The sequence below is a fragment of the Anaeromyxobacter sp. SG66 genome (genome assembly GCF_022690805.1).
In the GTDB taxonomy this organism is placed as follows: Bacteria; Myxococcota; Myxococcia; order Myxococcales; family Anaeromyxobacteraceae; genus Anaeromyxobacter; species Anaeromyxobacter soli.
Window position 1 is genome coordinate 1 of record NZ_JALCZC010000046.1, and the last position, 15,361, is coordinate 15,361.

At 71.8% G+C, this 15,361-nt stretch carries 11 protein-coding genes and 1 pseudogene; 8 read left to right on the forward strand and 4 right to left on the reverse strand.

Features of this window, described 5'->3' with window-relative positions; all coding sequences use genetic code 11:
- The 4 genes and pseudogenes from MNZ39_RS13775 to MNZ39_RS13790 form a co-directional block, all read right to left on the reverse strand.
- Positions 1-304 (reverse strand): annotated as a pseudogene (locus MNZ39_RS13775) (two-component sensor histidine kinase); the annotation flags it as partial.
- Between the two features lie 2 nt (positions 305-306).
- Entirely contained in the window at positions 307-1,302 is a 996-nt protein-coding gene (locus tag MNZ39_RS13780) for an A24 family peptidase (protein WP_242339428.1), read from the reverse strand.
- 46 nt (positions 1,303-1,348) lie between these two features.
- Positions 1,349-3,565 carry a hypothetical protein gene (locus MNZ39_RS13785; RefSeq protein WP_242339430.1) on the reverse strand — a complete coding sequence of 739 codons (2,217 nt, stop codon included), beginning with the start codon at positions 3,563-3,565 and terminating at the stop codon, positions 1,349-1,351.
- Positions 3,562-4,515: an ABC transporter ATP-binding protein gene (locus MNZ39_RS13790; RefSeq protein WP_242339432.1), complete on the reverse strand. Its 954-nt coding sequence runs from the start codon at positions 4,513-4,515 to the stop codon at positions 3,562-3,564. The genes MNZ39_RS13785 and MNZ39_RS13790 overlap by 4 nt, the downstream gene beginning before the upstream one ends.
- Before the next feature lie 277 nt (positions 4,516-4,792).
- Between MNZ39_RS13790 and MNZ39_RS24985 the strand changes: the two genes are divergently transcribed.
- The 8 genes from MNZ39_RS24985 to MNZ39_RS13830 all read left to right on the forward strand — a co-directional run bounded on the left by MNZ39_RS24985 (position 4,793) and on the right by MNZ39_RS13830 (position 15,349).
- Positions 4,793-5,359: a prepilin-type N-terminal cleavage/methylation domain-containing protein gene (locus MNZ39_RS24985; protein ID WP_308197057.1), complete on the forward strand. Its 567-nt coding sequence runs from the start codon at positions 4,793-4,795 to the stop codon at positions 5,357-5,359.
- An 88-nt stretch (positions 5,360-5,447) separates the two neighbouring features.
- Entirely contained in the window at positions 5,448-6,341 is an 894-nt protein-coding gene (locus tag MNZ39_RS13800; protein WP_242339434.1) for a tetratricopeptide repeat protein, read from the forward strand.
- Entirely contained in the window at positions 6,338-7,099 is a 762-nt protein-coding gene (locus MNZ39_RS13805) for an ABC transporter permease (protein WP_242339436.1), read from the forward strand. Before MNZ39_RS13800 ends, MNZ39_RS13805 begins: the two co-directional genes overlap by 4 nt.
- 217 nt (positions 7,100-7,316) lie before the next feature.
- Entirely contained in the window at positions 7,317-7,955 is a 639-nt protein-coding gene (locus MNZ39_RS24710) for a Tfp pilus assembly protein FimT/FimU (protein ID WP_277957256.1), read from the forward strand.
- A gap of 11 nt (positions 7,956-7,966) precedes the next feature.
- Positions 7,967-8,563: a type IV pilus modification protein PilV gene (gene pilV, locus MNZ39_RS13815; protein WP_242339438.1), complete on the forward strand. Its 597-nt coding sequence runs from the start codon at positions 7,967-7,969 to the stop codon at positions 8,561-8,563.
- Positions 8,564-8,568: 5 nt separating this feature from the next.
- Positions 8,569-9,819, forward strand: coding sequence for a PilW family protein (locus MNZ39_RS13820; protein ID WP_242339440.1), 1,251 nt, complete (start codon positions 8,569-8,571; stop codon positions 9,817-9,819).
- 10 nt (positions 9,820-9,829) lie between these two features.
- Complete coding sequence (locus MNZ39_RS13825) at positions 9,830-10,333, forward strand: pilus assembly PilX N-terminal domain-containing protein (RefSeq protein WP_242339442.1); 504 nt, start codon at positions 9,830-9,832, stop codon at positions 10,331-10,333.
- Between the two features lie 15 nt (positions 10,334-10,348).
- Positions 10,349-15,349 (forward strand): pilus assembly protein PilY, encoded by a 5,001-nt coding sequence (locus MNZ39_RS13830; protein ID WP_242339444.1) that lies wholly within the window; start codon positions 10,349-10,351, stop codon positions 15,347-15,349.
- Positions 15,350-15,361: the final 12 nt, after the last annotated feature.

Below are 15,361 nucleotides of genomic sequence, written 5' to 3' on the forward strand. Positions count from 1 at the left end.
CGGCAGGCGCGGCGGGCTCGCCGGTGGGGGCGAGCAGCGGCAGCGCCTCCGCGTGCGCACCCGCCCCGAGCCGCTCCGCCGCCTCGAGGAGGCGGTCCACGGGGCGCGCGACGGCACGGAACAGGAGCGCCGCCCCGAGCGCGACGCCGGCGCAGGCGCCCGCGACGACGACGAGCGCGAGCGCCCTGGGCGTGAGCGCACCGCGGGCGGCGAGCGGGAGCCCCGCGGCGAGGACTACCGCGGCCACGGCCGCGCCCGCCGCGGCGAGATCGAGCAGGAGGACGGGGCGGACTCCCGGACGCATGCTCAGCGGAACGCGCCGAGGGCGGGGAACGCGCGCGCGAGGAGCTCCGCCCCGTAGAGCCACTCGATCGCCCCGAGCGCGAGGAAGGGGCCGAACGGGACCGCGTTCTTCGGAGGGACCCAGTCCTCGTCGGCGGCCGGGTGCTCCGGCGGCGCGGGGGTGTCCTCCGTCGGCCCTCCGGACGTCTCCGGCGCGGCATCGGCCGGCGGCGTCTCGAGCCTTGCCGCCGTCTCGCCAGCGGGCACCTCGATCTCGGCGGGAGCGGACGCGGCAGGGCCCTCGGCCGGAGCAGCCTCGGTGCCCGCACGCGGCGGCCGCTCCCCGGTCTCGCCCTTGCCGAGCAGCACGAGCGCTATCCCGACGGCGCTCCCCTGGACGGACGCGAGGAGCACCACCGGCAGAAGCGCCCCGAGCCCGAGCCACGCGCCCAGCCCGCCGAGGAGCCAGACGTCGCCGAACCCGAGCGCCTCCTTCTTCAGGATCTTCTCCCCACCCCACGAGAGCGCCGCGAACGCGCCCCAGCCGACGCCCGCGCCCCAGAGCGACGACGCCAGCGACGGCGCGGCGCTCCAGCCGAGCGCGGAGGCGACGATTCCGGCGCCGAGGAGCGGCCAGGTGATGACGTGCGGCAGGAGCCAGGTGTCGAGGTCGATGAAGGCGAGCGCGACGAGCGCGAGGACGAGCGCGAGCTCCGCGCCCGCCGCCGGCGCGATCCCATGCCGGCGCCAGGCCAGGTAGCCCGCGGCGGCGCCGAGGAGCTCGACGAGCGGGTACCGGATCGAGATCGGCAGCGCGCACCTGCGGCAGCGGCCGCGCAGCAGGAGCCAGGAGACGACCGGGACGTTGTCGTACCAGGCGATGGGCTCCCCGCACCGCGGGCACCGCGATCGGGGCCGGACGACGGAGAGGCCCGCCGGGACCCGCGCGATGACGACGTTCAGGAAGCTCCCGAAGAGCGCCCCGACGAGCGTGAACCACGCCGCGACGAGGGCGTCCACCGGCCCGCTCATCCGCGCCTCCCGCGGCGATGCTCGACCCTTCGGCTCATGTCCGTGGCAGGTCGCCGAGCGCGATGGTCGCGCCGGTCCGGACCGCGTCCTCGGGGAGCTCGAACTCGACGGGCCGGCCGCCGTTCGAGGAGACGGTCCACCGCGCCTCGGACCGGAGGCCGGGCCGCAGCATGCCGCTCGGGAAGGGCAGCACGAGGGTCCACGCTCCGTCACGCCCGGCGTCCGTCCAGGCCTTGTAGGTGTGGGCGCGGCGGTTCTCGGTGAAGCGGAGCTCCGCGATGACGCGCGCCCCGGCGGCGGCCGTACCGCTGACGGCTGCGCCACGGACGCGCTCGTACGTCCAGAGGAAGGGCAGCGGGAAGGCGATGCCGTTCACGATGGCGGAGGAGGCGTAGCGCGGCATGAGGTGCGGCAGGTGCGGCACGTCCCAGCCCGGCACGGCCGAGCCCGCGATGAGCAGCGGCGACAGCGGGGCTGACCTCATGTAGCTCGCGTTCAGCGCCCCCCGCGCGAACGCGTTCGCGTCACCGGCGCCGGAGATCTCGCTTCCGGCGGTGGCGGCGCCCGCCACGACGGCGCCGATGCGGTTCCTCACCATGTACGCGTCGAGGTCGCCCGGGGTTCCCTTGAAGATGTCCACCGCGTTCCAGAAGGCTCGCTCGTCCAAATACGACCCGAAGCCGTTCACGACGACGGGCACGTCCGCCTGGACCTCGAGCTGGTGGCCGAAGGTCCAGTTGGACAGGACTCCACGGTCCGGCGAGGAGAGCGGCAGATCGCGGAGGTTGAACGCGGCCTCGAGGATGGGCTCGGGCTTCACGCGCGGCGCGAGCTGGACGAGGAGCCGGGTGGGTGGATCCGCGACGAAGAAGACGAGCAGCAGCAAGGAAGGAACTGCGCTCGCGCGCAGCCACGGCCAGCGCCGGCCGAGCTGTCGGCACGTCGCCGTCACCGCGAGCCCCGTCGTGACCGCGACGAACGGCACCGCGACGCGGCTGAAGCGGGTCTGGAGGAGCGAGAGCGCCGCGAGCGCGGCGGTGAAGTACAGCAGCGCCGCGATGCGCGGGCGCTTTCCGAGGCGCACCGCCACCACGAGCGACGCCAGCGGCAGGAAGAACCCGGCCCACCCGAGCGACCAGTACGACTGCATCCAGCGCGTCTCGTCCGTCGGCAGGCGCCCGAAGAGCGGCTTGAACTCGGCGACCGTGGCGAGCCACGGGTCCCGCCGGAACAGCCAACCCTGGACCCCGCTCGCCACCTCGAGGAGCGCGCCTCGCTGGAACGCGACGACGACGGCGACGGCGGACCCGAGGGCCGCGGCGGCGGCGACGAGGCGGGCTCGCCGCCGTCCGGGCTCGGCAGCCGCGATCCACGCCCACGCGCAGAGCCCGAGGCCGGCGGCGCCGAGGAGCGCGGGCTGGAGGAGCGACGGGAACTTGAAGCTGACGAGGTGACCGTGGTCCAGGACGGCGGGGATCGAGAGCAGCGCGGAGAGCGCGCCGGCCGCCAGGAGGGCGGGACCGCCCGAGCCGACGATCCCGCCGTCCTTCCTGGCGGCCCACGCGAGCGGCAGCGTCGCGAGGGCGACGTAGATCGGGGAGCCGCTGAACACCCAGACGGCCAGCGCCGCCACGATCGCGCCCTCGAGCTCGAACCAGGCGCGGGCCGGCGGCACGACGCCCCGGCGAACGGGCACGCGCGCGAGCGCCCACGTCGCGAGGAGCGTCATCGCGAGGGCCTCCACGACGTGGTGGTCGATGCGCCCCAGGCGCGAGTGCACGACCGCCTCCGGAAGCAGCGCCGCGGCGACGCCCGCGGCGAGCGCGGCGCTCTTCCACGAAGGGCCGGGCGCGACGCGCCTGGCGAGCCGCACCGTGGCCCACACGGTGAGGAGCCCCAGGAGCACGGGCCAGAGCGCGACGGCGACCCGGGTCCGAGCAGGGTCCGCTCCTCCCGCCGCGAGCGCGAACGCGGCCGCGGAGAGGTCGAACCCGTCCGCCCAGGGGCAGAAGCCACCCTCCGGCCAGTTCATGAGCGGATCGAAGTGCGGGACGCGCGGGAAGCGCTTCACCGTCTCGAGCACGCGGTGGAGGTGGTACGAGGAGTCGCCGTCGATCTGCGGCGCGAGCTCTCCCCGCCCGAGCACGGCGGGGAAGTTCGCGACGCGCGCCCACGCGGCGAGGAGGAGGATCGCGACGAGCGCCGCGAGCCCCGGCGCGGCGCCCCGCAGCCTCGAAGGATTCCAGCTCATGCGACGGCGCGCGCCGCGCCGCTCTCCGGGCGCGCCTCGGAGGACTCACCGAGCCTGCGGAGGAAGAAGTCCTCGAGCGTCTCGCGGTGGCGGGTGAGCGAGACGAGCCTGCTGCCGGAGCCGACGAGGCCGCGCACCGCGGCGTCCGCGGCCTGCTCGTCGTCGAACGCGACGGTGACCCGCGGCCCGTCGCACGCGACGATGCGCCCTCGCGAGAGGTGCTCGGACCCGCCGCAGAGCTCGACCGTCAGCTCGACGCTCCGGACGCGCGGCGAGAGCAGCTCGCCGATGCGGCCCACGTCGCGCAAACGGCCCCGCATGATCACGCCGACCCGATCGCAGAGGGCCTCCACGTCGGGCAGGATGTGCGTCGAGAAGAAGACCGTCTTGCCCGCCCGCTTCAGCTCGAGGATCAGGTCGCGGACCTCCTTGCGCCCCACGGGGTCGAGCCCGCTCATCGGCTCGTCCAGGATGACGAGCGCTGGATCGGCGACCAGCGCCTGCGCGATCCCGAGCCGCTGCTGCATGCCCTTCGAGTACTTCCGGATCTGCCGGTCGGCGGCGCTCGAGAGCCCCACGAGCTCGAGCAGCTCGTCGCACCGGCGGGGCGCCAGCGGGCGCGGCACCTCCGAGAGCGCCGCGAACAGCCGGAGCGCCTCGCGGCCGGTCAGGAACTCGTGGTACGCGGGGTGCTCGGGGAGATAGCCGATCCGCTTCTTCGAGGCGTTGCTGGGGATCGGCGCGTCGAAGATGGAGGCCTCGCCCGCGGTCGGGTAGATGAGCCCCATCAGCATCTTGATGGTGGTCGTCTTGCCCGCGCCGTTCGGCCCCACGAAGCCGAAGATCTCGCCCTCGTGCACCTCGAGGCTGACATCCTCGACCGCCCGCACCTTCCTTCGCCTGAAGCCGACCTCGAACGTCTTCGACAGGCCCTGGGTCCGCAGGATCATTCGAGCGCATCTTCAGACGCACCCGGCACGCTGTCAAAGCGCGGGCGGTCGGAACGGCTGACGAGAATCGTCACCTGTTCCGACCCGGACCGACCGAACGCGGCAGGGGACGCCGGAGGCCGTCCTCGTGTTTCGGAGGGGTTGGAGAGGCCGTGGCCCCTGGCATCCCGCTCGCAGAGGGCTGCCGCATGAGAACCGGGCGCCGGCTGTCGACACGCGGCGTCCCACAGCAGCGTCGGCGCGTCCACCTGGTCGCCCGGCTCATCCAGGAGGTCACATGAAGAAGACGAAGGGCTTCACCCTCATCGAGCTCATGATCGTCGTCGCGATCATCGGCATCCTCGCCGCCATCGCCATCCCGAACTTCCTGCGCTACCAGCTCCGCTCGAAGGCGAGCGAGCGCAAGATGAACATCGAGGCGATCTTCAAGGCGCAGGAGGCGGGGCGGCAGCGCGAGGGCGGCGTGTACAAGAACCTCGGGGTCACGCCGAGCGGCACGCCTTCTGCGACGAAGATCGTCTGGCAGACCGGTGATTACACTGCCGCTGGCGGGTTGGACTGGGTGGTGCAGGGCTCGACCTACGGTCAGTACGCCGCGAACCAGGCTGGAAACGTCGCGGTCTCGGTCTGCGGCTGGACGGATATCGACGCGGACGGCCAGTACGCCGGCGACGCGCTGTGGCAGCCGCAGATCCGGGCGAACGGGACCGAGGGCGTGAAGGCTCCCGACGCACCCTGCGCCTCCGCTGTCGATGTGAGCGGCCACACGGGTGGCAAGGTCTTCGCGTTCGGCACGGATGCCCCGGGCCAGGTGACGACTCTTTCGGGCGAGTCCTTCTTCTAGGCCTCGTCTTCGCGGCCGGACGGGCCGCGAGGTATTCTGCGCGGCACCGCCCGACACCGGGCGGTGCCGCTCTTCGTTCGGTGCCCCGATGAAGCGCCTCCACGCCTCCGTGCTCGTCCCGGCCGCCCTCCTCGTCGTGCTCGCGTTCGCGCTGTCGCGCGCCGCGACGCAGGTGTTCCGGATGCAGGAGGCGCAGCGCTTCGACATCCGGTACCTGCCCGCGAGCCGGCCGCTGCGGGCGCTCTCCCCGGCCGTGCAGCTCAGCGTCGCCAACTACTGGTGGCTCCAGACGGTCCAGTACCTGGGCGATCAGGCGCTGCGACGCGGCTCCTTCGAGCAGGTCTTCCCGCTCGTCGATCTCGTCACCGACCTCGACCCGGGCCACGGGTACGCGTACCAGACCGGCGGCCTCGCCCTCTCCTCCGCGCTGCGGCTCGAGGAGTCCGACGCGATCCTGAAGAAGGGTATGCAGCGCGGTCCGGGCTGGTGGTCGTACCCGTTCTACATCGCCTTCAACGACTTCTATTACCGCGGCGACTACGCCTCGGCGGCGCGCTGGGCGGAGATCGCGGCCCGGACCCCCGGCGCCTCGACCCGGATCTCCGCCCTCGCCCTCGCCCTCAACGTGAAGAGCGGCGCTCCGGAGCACGCAGTGCGCTTCATCGAGGAGATGCTCGCGTCGGCGACGGACGAGGGGCTGCGCGCGGGCCTCGAGGAGCAGTACCGCTCCGCCCGCCTGCAGCACGGGTTCGCGATCCTGGACGCAGCCGTGGAGCGCTTCCGGGCCGCTCGCGGTCACGACCCGGCGCGCCTCGAGGACCTCCTCGCTGCGGGCTTACTGGAGCGCGTCCCGGAGGAGCCGTTCGGCGGCGCGTACGTGTGGCGCGACGGCGCCGTTCACTCCACGGGGCGCGACGTCCGGGTCGAGCCCGCCGAGCCGGGCCGGCTGCGCCGCCCCGTGCCGTACAAGGACGCACGATGACCAAGGTCCTCCTCCTCGCGTGGGTGACGCTCCGCGAGGCGCTGCGGCAGAAGCTCGCGGTCAACCTGCTCGTGTTCGCGCTGCTGCTCATCGCGGCCTCGATCACGCTCTCCGAGCTCACCTACGGCGAGCAGCACCGCATCATCTCCGACCTCGCGCTCACCTCGGCGCAGCTGTTCGGCACGCTCATCGCCGTGTTCCTCGGCGCGGGGCTGGTCGCGGGGGACGTGCAGCGGCGCACGATCTACCCCATCGTCGCGAAGCCCGTCGGGCGGTGGCAGTACCTGCTCGGCCGGTACGCGGGGCTCGTCCTGACCCTGTGGCTCAACCTGCTCGTCATGGCCCTCGCGAGCGGGGGCGTGCTCGCGGTCTACACGGGCGGGCTCGCCTTCCTCTCGAAGACCCCGCTCGTCGCCGCCTTCGTCGGCATCGCTGCCCAGCTCGCCATCGTGGCCGCGATCGCGACCGTCTTCTCGAGCATGACCAATGCGACGCTCGCCGCGATCTTCACGCTCGCGCTCGCGCTCGCCGGCCACTTCTCCCGCGACGTGTTCGTCTTCTACAAGGAGCGGCAGCTCGTCCGGTGGGTCGCGTACGTCATCCCGAATCTCGGCGCGCTCGACTTCAAGATCCAGGTCGTCTACCAGACCGCCATCCCCGCGGCCCGCGTCGCCTGGCCGCTCGCCTACGCCGCGCTGTACGTCGCGTGCGCGCTGGCGCTCGCCTCCGCGTCGTTCGCGCGGCGCGACTTCCGATGATCTCGCGGTAGTACGCGGAGGTACGTCGGCTTCGCCGCGGACCTGGCGCGCCGCAGGTCGGCGCCACGCCCACATGCAAACTTTAGCGACCGCTGCAACGAGTAGCGTCGCCGCCGGCCATCGGCACCTTTCGCTTCGTGCAACGACCCGGCGTTTCTAGGAATCTCCAGGAATCGACCGCCCAGTCGTGGGCCCGCGGCTTGCTTGGCGTGAACCCATGCGCCGGAGCCGCGGGTTCACGCTCATCGAGCTGATGGTGGTCGTCGCCATCGTGGGGATCCTCGCCGCCATGGGGATGGTCGTGTACCGGATGGCCCAGCGGAACGCGAACCTGGGCAGCGCGACGTTCGAGCTCGCCATGAAGCTCTCGGGGCTCAAGGCGCAGGCCATCTCGGACCAGAAGGACTACCTCCTGGTCCTCGTCGACGGCACGGATCCGGCGGCTTGCGGTGCGCTCGCCCGCGCCACCTGCACGCGCTACTTCATCCTGCGCGACCCGAACGCCTCCTGGACGCTCGCCGCGTTCTCTGCGGCGAGCTCCGCCACGAACGCGGAGTACGTCGACGAGGTCGCGATGCCGGCCGGCGTTCGCCTCGACCCGAGCGCCACGGGCGCGCCGCCCGCTCCGTTCGCGGCCATCCCCCTGTTCGATGCGGACCTGACCGCGACCGTCTCCAGCAAGAGGCGCTTCGCCTTCCGCTTCGCTCGCGACGGGAGCGTGTCCGCCGAGGGTGCGTCCGGGAAGCCGGGCTACGCCTTCGCGCTCACGACCGAGACCGACTCCCCCGCGGCCGACCGGCGAGGCATGGTCGTCGCGTTCCCCGCCGGCATCGTCCGCACCTTCGCCCTGAACTAGGAGCCGCCTCCATGCAGAGCCGCGCAAACGAGCGCCGTCCGCCGCCGCGGCGCGAGGCTGGGTTCACGCTCCTCGAGGTGATGATCGCGCTCGTCGTCCTGACCATCGGGCTGCTCGGGATGATGCAGATGCAGATCATGGGGATCACCTCCAACCAGGGCGCGCGGGTGCAGACGACCGCGTCGCAGCTCGCGACCGAGCTCGCCGGCGCGCTGGAGGCGCTGCCGTTCGACGACTCGCAGAGCCGACTCTCCGGACCCGCCGCCACCGCGACGCCGCCGGCGGGGTTCGGGCGGCTGCTCGAGGCCGGCACCGGCGGGAGCAACGTGCATACGTGGGACGACTCCACCAACACGGTCCCGGGCGCTCGCCTCGACGCCGCACTGGAGTCGGATCCGCTCGACCCAGGCAAGCCGCTGTATCGCCGACGCTGGACCGTCTGGAACTACTCGGCTGAAGGCACCGCGAGCGGCGCCTCCGCGAGCAAGGTGATCGCCGTGTCGGTCATCTACCACGAGCGCGGGAACGGCACTCCGCGCGAGGTGGTGGTCCTCTCGCAGCGCTCGAACGCTGGGCTCGCCCTCTCCTACGCCGCGGCGTACCGATGACCTCCATGCGCTCCCGCCCCTCCCCACGCGGCGTCACGCTGGTCGAGCTCCTCATCGCGATGGCGGTGTCCGCCATCGTGCTCGTCGGGATCGTGGCCGTCGTGCAGGCGCAGCAGCAGGCCTACACCGACGGGCACCGCGTCCGCGCGGCACAGTCGTCAGCGCGGAGCGCGCTCCTGTTCCTGGAGCAGAAGCTGCCCCTCGCCGGCTACGGAATGGCGCCGTCCCTCGCGCTGGACCTCGACCGGTACACCTCCGGCCCGTGCCCCGCCCTGCTGCAGGTCTCCGGCGCGTGCAAGCGGGACCGGACCGACGACTCGGACGAGCTCGTCTTCTACGCGCGAAATCCCTCCTACTGGATCCCGCCCACCGGGGTGGGGACGGCGGCGGGACACGCCTGGACGCTCACGACCTCGGGCGTCACGACCGCGGTGGCGAACATCCAGGCCCGCGACGGCGACGTCTTCCGCAAGGGCCGGATCCTGCAGGCGGTCTGCGAAGGGGCGAGCCAGTACGCTTACTTCACGGTGAGCACGACCACGCCTGCGCCCGCCGGTGGCGGTGCCGTCGCGGTCCCGCTCGAGGCGGCGGTCAGCGGCGATCCCTTCAAGCGCCAGGACGCGGCCACCGACGACTGCTTCGAGACCGGCACGGCGCGGGTCTTCGAGATCGACCGCTACCGCCTGCACGTTCGCCCGGTGACCGTCGGCACGCAGACCGATCCGTTCCTGGTCCTCGATCGCGGCGTGGACTCGGCCGGGAGCACCGCCGTCGACGAGGCGGACGAGGAGTTCGTCGCGGAGGGCATCGAGTCGATCCAGGTCGCGTACGTGCTCGCGAACGGCTCCGTCGTCGGCGCGACCTCGGGCACCGCGATCACGCTCACCGCAGGCGCGCCCGGGTCGGCCTCCAGCTCGAACGCGCTCACGACCCTGCAGTTCCCCGGCGCGGCGCCGGCGCCCGACGAGAGCCTCTACTCACCGACGAGCTGGTACCGGTACCTCATGAACCCCCCGGATCCGGCGCGCCTGACGGACCATCAGGCCAACATCCGCGCGGTGCGCATCGCGCTCGTCGCGCGCTCGCCGGAGCCCGATCCGAACGAAAGGGGCACCGCCCCCATCCTGCGGCTCAACCAGTCCGCGGTGCCGAGCTGGGCGGGCGCCGTTGGCGTGCAGGACGGGTACGAGCGCGTCGCGTTCGAGGCCACCATCGCCCTCCCCAACATGCTCTCGCAGGGCATGGTGTTCTTCTAGGAACGCCTCCATGAGACCTCGCGCGGCACCCCGCGGCAGCACCCTCGTCATCGCGCTCATCATGCTCGCGGTGCTCTCCGTCATCGGCGCCGCCGCCGTCCTCCTGTCCTCGCAGGAGCGCCGGAACGCCTCGGCCATGTCCCGCGTGGATCAGCTCACGGCCTGCGCGCAGGCGGCCCGGGCGAAGATCTGGGCCGAGATCGCGCGCTACGGGCCCCGGTACCTCTCGAGCGACGATCTGCTCACCACGCCCCTCGAGATCTCGGGGATCGGCAAGCTCCAGGCGCCCGCGCACTACGGGTCCACCGAGGCCATGAAGGTGAACGAGGTGGTGCTCGCCGTCGAGAAGGCGGTCAGCGACGGCGCACCCACGCCCGTCGTGGACCTCACGAACCGCACCGCGTCGCCAGACGCGCTCACCTCCGGCCGCGCCTACCGCGTCGTGGCCCGGTGCACCGACGCGCAGAACCGCGAGCTCGAGGTCGAGTTCGCGATGCGGTTCGCCCTGTTCTAGCTCGAGGCTCCGCGCATGCTCTCCTCACGACGAAACGCGCTTCGATTCGCCGCAGCCGCGGCGGCGGCCGCCCTCCTGCTCCCCGCCGCGGACGCGCCGGCCGAGACCTGCTTCACCCCCGCGGCCGCTCGTGGGCTCGTCGCGACGAGCTACACGGACACGCTCCTCAACGGCGCCGACCCGGAGGACGCGACCTTCTTCACGAGCGCGGGCGGCGTCCCGAACATCTTCATCCTGCTCGGCAACCCGACCTCGATGCGGCGCCTGCCGCCGAACGGCCCCTCGTCGTACCCCGGGACGCGTCCACCTCTCGAGAACCCGCTCGACGCGATCCCCACGCTGAGGCCCTTCGACGCGGACTGCGACCTGATGGCGGGCTGCCCGGTGATGGGGTGCGGGGACGATCCCGTGTCTGCGGCCTACCTGGGCGACGGCTCTCTCCTCAAGTGGCTGCGAGAGCGCTCGTTCCAGTCCCCCTGCGGCCAGGTCGCCACCGCGGGTGCCGCCGGCACCTACAGCGCGTCCATCGACTACGCCGCCGAGGGGAAGGCGTGCCCCTACTATTCCCAGGGAGTCAACGCCACCGTCCCAGCCTTCGACACGAGCCATCCGGGCGGCTACGACCCCGACTTCTACTGCGGGAGCAACGGCGACACGGTCGCGTGCGGGGCCCGGACGAACTTCTTCGACAAGGACCTCGTCTACCACGACACCGTCGTCGAGACTCCGGCCGGGCTGCCGTTCAACGCGAGCGACGGCTGGACCGCCCAGAGCGTCAACCCGGCGGCGCGCAAGAGCGGCACCATCCTCGCCGTCGACAACTTCTGCAGCAACACCTACGGCAACGCGGATCAGGGCGCGGTGTCCAAGGCGAGCATCTGCGCGTCGTGCCTGCGAACGCGCGGCTTCTTCCTGGACGGGAGGCAGTTCCGGACCACGGTGGACGGCGTCGCGAACGTCACCTATCCGTCGATCTATTTCCTGGGGAACTGGCTCAACTTCTACCCGCCCAAGTTCGTCGTGGCGCGCAAGATCATCAAGGACGTGGTGAAGGACAAGGCGAACGTGCGCATGGGCCTCGCGCACTTCGGCGACACCGGCGCGGACCACACCTCCGGCGAGTGGATGTCGCTCGCGCCGACCTGCGATCAGCCGGACTCGAACTGGACGGCCTCGCGCAGCACCTACATCAACGAGATCAACTCGTTCCACTTCAACAAGGGCGCCCCGCTCGCGCGCGCGCTGCTCGACCTCGGGCAGTACTACCACACGCCCGAGCTGCCCTGGTTCGACCTCGGCACGACCTGGAACGCCAACACCGGGACCACCGGGAGCGGCGCGTCCACGAACCAGCAGTCGATCTGCTACGCGTGCCAGGCGAGCTCCATCATCGTCATGCTGGACCGCGCGCCCTCCTCGACCGAGGGCAACGCGCTGCCAGCGGGGAGCGTCGACGCGACCGCAGCCGAGACCCAGTACGCCGGCGCGACGACGACCGGCGTCGTCCCGGACACCACCGGCGCGACCGGGATCCCCACCTCGCTCTGTACCGACTGCGCCAAGTTCCCCACCGAGAAGGACTGGCTCAACAACCCGATCCGCGTCGCGTGGTACCTGCACAACTTCGATCTCCGGCGGAACAACGAGAGCACCGAGGACTGCGCCGCCATGGGCGGCAAGCAGGTCCTCGACGTGTACACGCTCGGGCTCGGCGCCATCAACGACGGCGCGACCATGCTCCAGTCCGTCGCGAGGATGGGCGGTGGCGCCTACGAGGCGGCGAACGACGCCCCGACGCTGAAGCAGGCGCTCGAGAACATGTTCCTCACCATCAGCGAGCGCTCCACGTCGTTCAGCGTGGCGACGGTCTCCACCCTGCAGACGACCTCGGGCCAGTCGGTGATCGTGCCGCGCTTCGAGCCCGGCGCACCCAGCGATCGGCTCTGGCAGGGCCACCTCCTCCGCTACGAGCTCTACAGCGAGTTCATCAACGCCTGCCAGGAGACGGCGGACGGGACCGGCGCGGGAGACCTCGACTGCGACGGCAAGTGCCTGAGCGTCTTCCTCAAGGACAGGGACGGCGACTTCATCCAGGAGGACGGCACGGGCGCCTTCCGCAAGAACGACCCGCCGGACGCGGCGCCCTGCTACCAGGCCTCGGCGTGCGTGGACAAGGGCGGGACGTGCGCCGTCGCGGGCACGGCGGCCGCCGCCGAGTACTGGGACGCCCAGAAGGCGATGCGGGCGCCGAGCTGGCTGACGGACCGTCGCGTCTACACCGTCGTGGACGACGCCGGCCCGACCGGCGCCGGGCCCGACGGCAAGATCGACGCCTACGACACGGTGTTCCGCCTCGAGCCCAACGACATCGTCGCGACGAAGCTCCTGCCCTACCTCGCGCTCGAGGGCGGCGTCTGCACCCAGCTCGCCCTGAAGCTCGGCGCGGCCGGCGACGCCCTCACCGCGAACGCCGTCTCCGCGTCGCGCCTCTTCTGCGCGAAGACGCTCATCCGCTACGTGCTGGGTGCGGACGTCTTCAACGAGAACGAGGCGAAGCCCGAGCAGGGGCTCTGGCCGAAGGCCGCCGACGACGCCGGGCAGGACACGCTGCCGAATCGCTTCCTCATGCTCGGCGACATCTTCCACTCCGCGCCCGTGGTCGTGGATCCGCCCCTCCCGCCCGACGGCATCCTGTGCCCGAACGGCCTCCACAACCAGTGCCTCACCTCGCTCTGGGGAACGCCCGTCCCGGATCTCTCCAGCACGGAGGACGCCTACGCGGGCTACGCGAAGAGCGACACGTACAAGAACCGCCGCAAGGTCGTGGTCGTGGGCGCGAACGACGGGCTCCTGCACGCGTTCGACGGTGGCGCGTGGGTCGCGAACCTGAACGATCCCACCACGAGCGGCATCGACGAGTCGAAGCCTCCCTTCAACGGCTACTACACGCGCGGCACCGGGGCGGAGCTGTGGGCGCTCCTCCCGCCGGACATGCTGCCGAAGGTCGGGCTCCTGCTCCAGGGGCACCAGCTGTTCGTGGACGGCTCGCCCATGGTGCGCGACGTCTGGGTGGACGGCACGGAGAACGCCCTCGGCTCCGCCTCGGCCCTCAAGGACGGCAAGAAGGGCAAGGCGGAGTTCCACACGGTCGCCGTGGTCGCCGAGCGGCGCGGCGGGACGCACTACTTCGGCCTCGACCTGACGGACGCGACCAAGCTGCCGTCGGAGACCGGTCACCAGGCGCCGAAATTCCTCTGGATCTACCCCCAGCCCACCGACAAGGAGTCGCTCTCGTTCGGCGCGACGTACGCGGACTTTCTGCCCGTCGGGCCGCCCATCGGCCCCGTGCGCATCAAGTCCGACTCGACCTCGAACGCGCTGTTCGGGACCCTGCCGCAGTCGACGCTGACCATGTCCGTCCCGGGCGCGACGACGGGGACGTCCACCGCCGTCCCGTATCACGAGCGCTGGGTGGCGCTCCTCTCTGGCGGCTTCGATCCCCAGTTCGTCCGCGGCCGCGGCGTGCACATGGTGGACGTCTGGACGGGCGACGAGCTCTTCGACTTCAGCCTCCCCACCCAGCAGGAGAGCCCCGCCCCCGCGACGGACGATCCGCGCTGGAAGCTCCGCGCGCCGGTGCCGGCCACGGCCGCCATGATCGTGTGGGGCAAGAGCGCCCGCCGTCTGGAGTCCTCGCCCAACGACGGCTACTTCGACACGGCCACCTTCGGAGACGCCGCCGGCCAGCTGTGGGTGCTCCGCTTCAGCGATCCGGGCGAGCTCGACGCGACCACGAAGAAGGTGACGAACTGGTACGGCGCGCGCGCCTTCGAGCTGGAGGGTTGCGCGGGCCAGCCGTTCTTCTACATCACCGCGAACGCCGCCATCCCCGGGGGCATCCTGCGCACGTTCGCGGGCACGGGCGATCGCTACAACCTGCTCGACCGGTTCGGCGGCACCTGCGGCCCGGACAACGTCCGGGCCTGCGTGCAGCGCGGGTGCACCGTCACGATCGCGGACGCCACGAACTCCATCTGGTCGACCGGGCTCGGCAAGGAGTCCGGAGCCGCGACCCTGAACGCGTGCACGGCGTCCGGCGCCCTGTCCTCCACGCGCAGCCAGACCGAGCCGAGCGCCACGGCGTGCACGCTCTCCGCCCAGGCGAAGGTCTCGATCGACTGCACGGGCGCGAACGACACCGAGAAGAACGTCACCGTCGCCTGCTCCGACTCGGCGGCCGGGCTCTCGTGCACCCGCTCCGGCACGAACGGCCTCTTGCTCAACCTGGGCGACTCCACCTCCCCGATCCAGCGGGACAACTGGTTCATCTCCGCGCGCGTCTTCGGGGACGACAACCTGCGCCCGGTGTTCCGCACCGCCGCCGAGGCGAAGACCTACGACACGAACCGGATCAAGCTGACGGGCTCGGGCGACACCGCGACGCCGCTCGTGCTGATCGACGGGAACGACACCGCCGGCCCCTTCGCGTCCGCCACCGACGCGGGCTGGGCGCTCCACTACAACCACGACGGCACGATGACCGCCGACGACCACACCTACCCCGTCTCCCGGTACGACGAGCGCACCTCGTCGACGACGGCCCTGTTCCGCTGGCTCTCCTGGAACACGATCCAGACCGCGTCGCAGGCCGGCGTGACGCGCAGAACCGGGTCGAGCTGTCAGGTCGCACAGTGCACCGCGGTGAACCGGCGCGTCGCGTACCACTACATCGTCGATCCGGTGAGGGGGAGCCCGGTCCTCGACGAGGGCGGCACCGCCGTGTTCGCCCGGGCGCAGAACACGCTCGTGCCGACGATGGGCGATCAGGCGACGGTGTTCGTGAACCAGAAGGGACAGGTGCAGGTCGGGCTCACGGCGGTGAACCCGGAGAAGGGCGCGTCCAACGTCTCGACGGCGGTGAGCCGCGATCCGGTCCCGAGCTACGGCGTGATCCAGGTCTCGAAGAGTCTGCACGACTGCCGCCACAACCCGAGCGCGCCGAACAACTGCAAGTGAGCCGCGGCGAGT

What these genes read in the sequence shown, in the direction of transcription:
- MNZ39_RS13805 (WP_242339436.1), top strand. Translation starts at nt 6,338, where the DNA reads ATGACCAAGGTCCTCCTCCTCGCGTGGGTGACGCTCCGCGAGGCGCTG.
- MNZ39_RS13800 (WP_242339434.1), top strand. Translation starts at nt 5,448, where the DNA reads ATGAAGCGCCTCCACGCCTCCGTGCTCGTCCCGGCCGCCCTCCTCGTC.
- MNZ39_RS13820 (WP_242339440.1), top strand. Translation starts at nt 8,569, where the DNA reads ATGCGCTCCCGCCCCTCCCCACGCGGCGTCACGCTGGTCGAGCTCCTC.
- MNZ39_RS13825 (WP_242339442.1), top strand. Translation starts at nt 9,830, where the DNA reads ATGAGACCTCGCGCGGCACCCCGCGGCAGCACCCTCGTCATCGCGCTC.
- pilV (WP_242339438.1), top strand. Translation starts at nt 7,967, where the DNA reads ATGCAGAGCCGCGCAAACGAGCGCCGTCCGCCGCCGCGGCGCGAGGCT.
- MNZ39_RS13830 (WP_242339444.1), top strand. Translation starts at nt 10,349, where the DNA reads ATGCTCTCCTCACGACGAAACGCGCTTCGATTCGCCGCAGCCGCGGCG.
- MNZ39_RS24710 (WP_277957256.1), top strand. Translation starts at nt 7,317, where the DNA reads ATGCGCCGGAGCCGCGGGTTCACGCTCATCGAGCTGATGGTGGTCGTC.
- MNZ39_RS24985 (WP_308197057.1), top strand. Translation starts at nt 4,793, where the DNA reads ATGAAGAAGACGAAGGGCTTCACCCTCATCGAGCTCATGATCGTCGTC.
- MNZ39_RS13790 (WP_242339432.1), bottom strand. Translation starts at nt 4,515, where the DNA reads ATGATCCTGCGGACCCAGGGCCTGTCGAAGACGTTCGAGGTCGGCTTC.
- MNZ39_RS13785 (WP_242339430.1), bottom strand. Translation starts at nt 3,565, where the DNA reads ATGAGCTGGAATCCTTCGAGGCTGCGGGGCGCCGCGCCGGGGCTCGCG.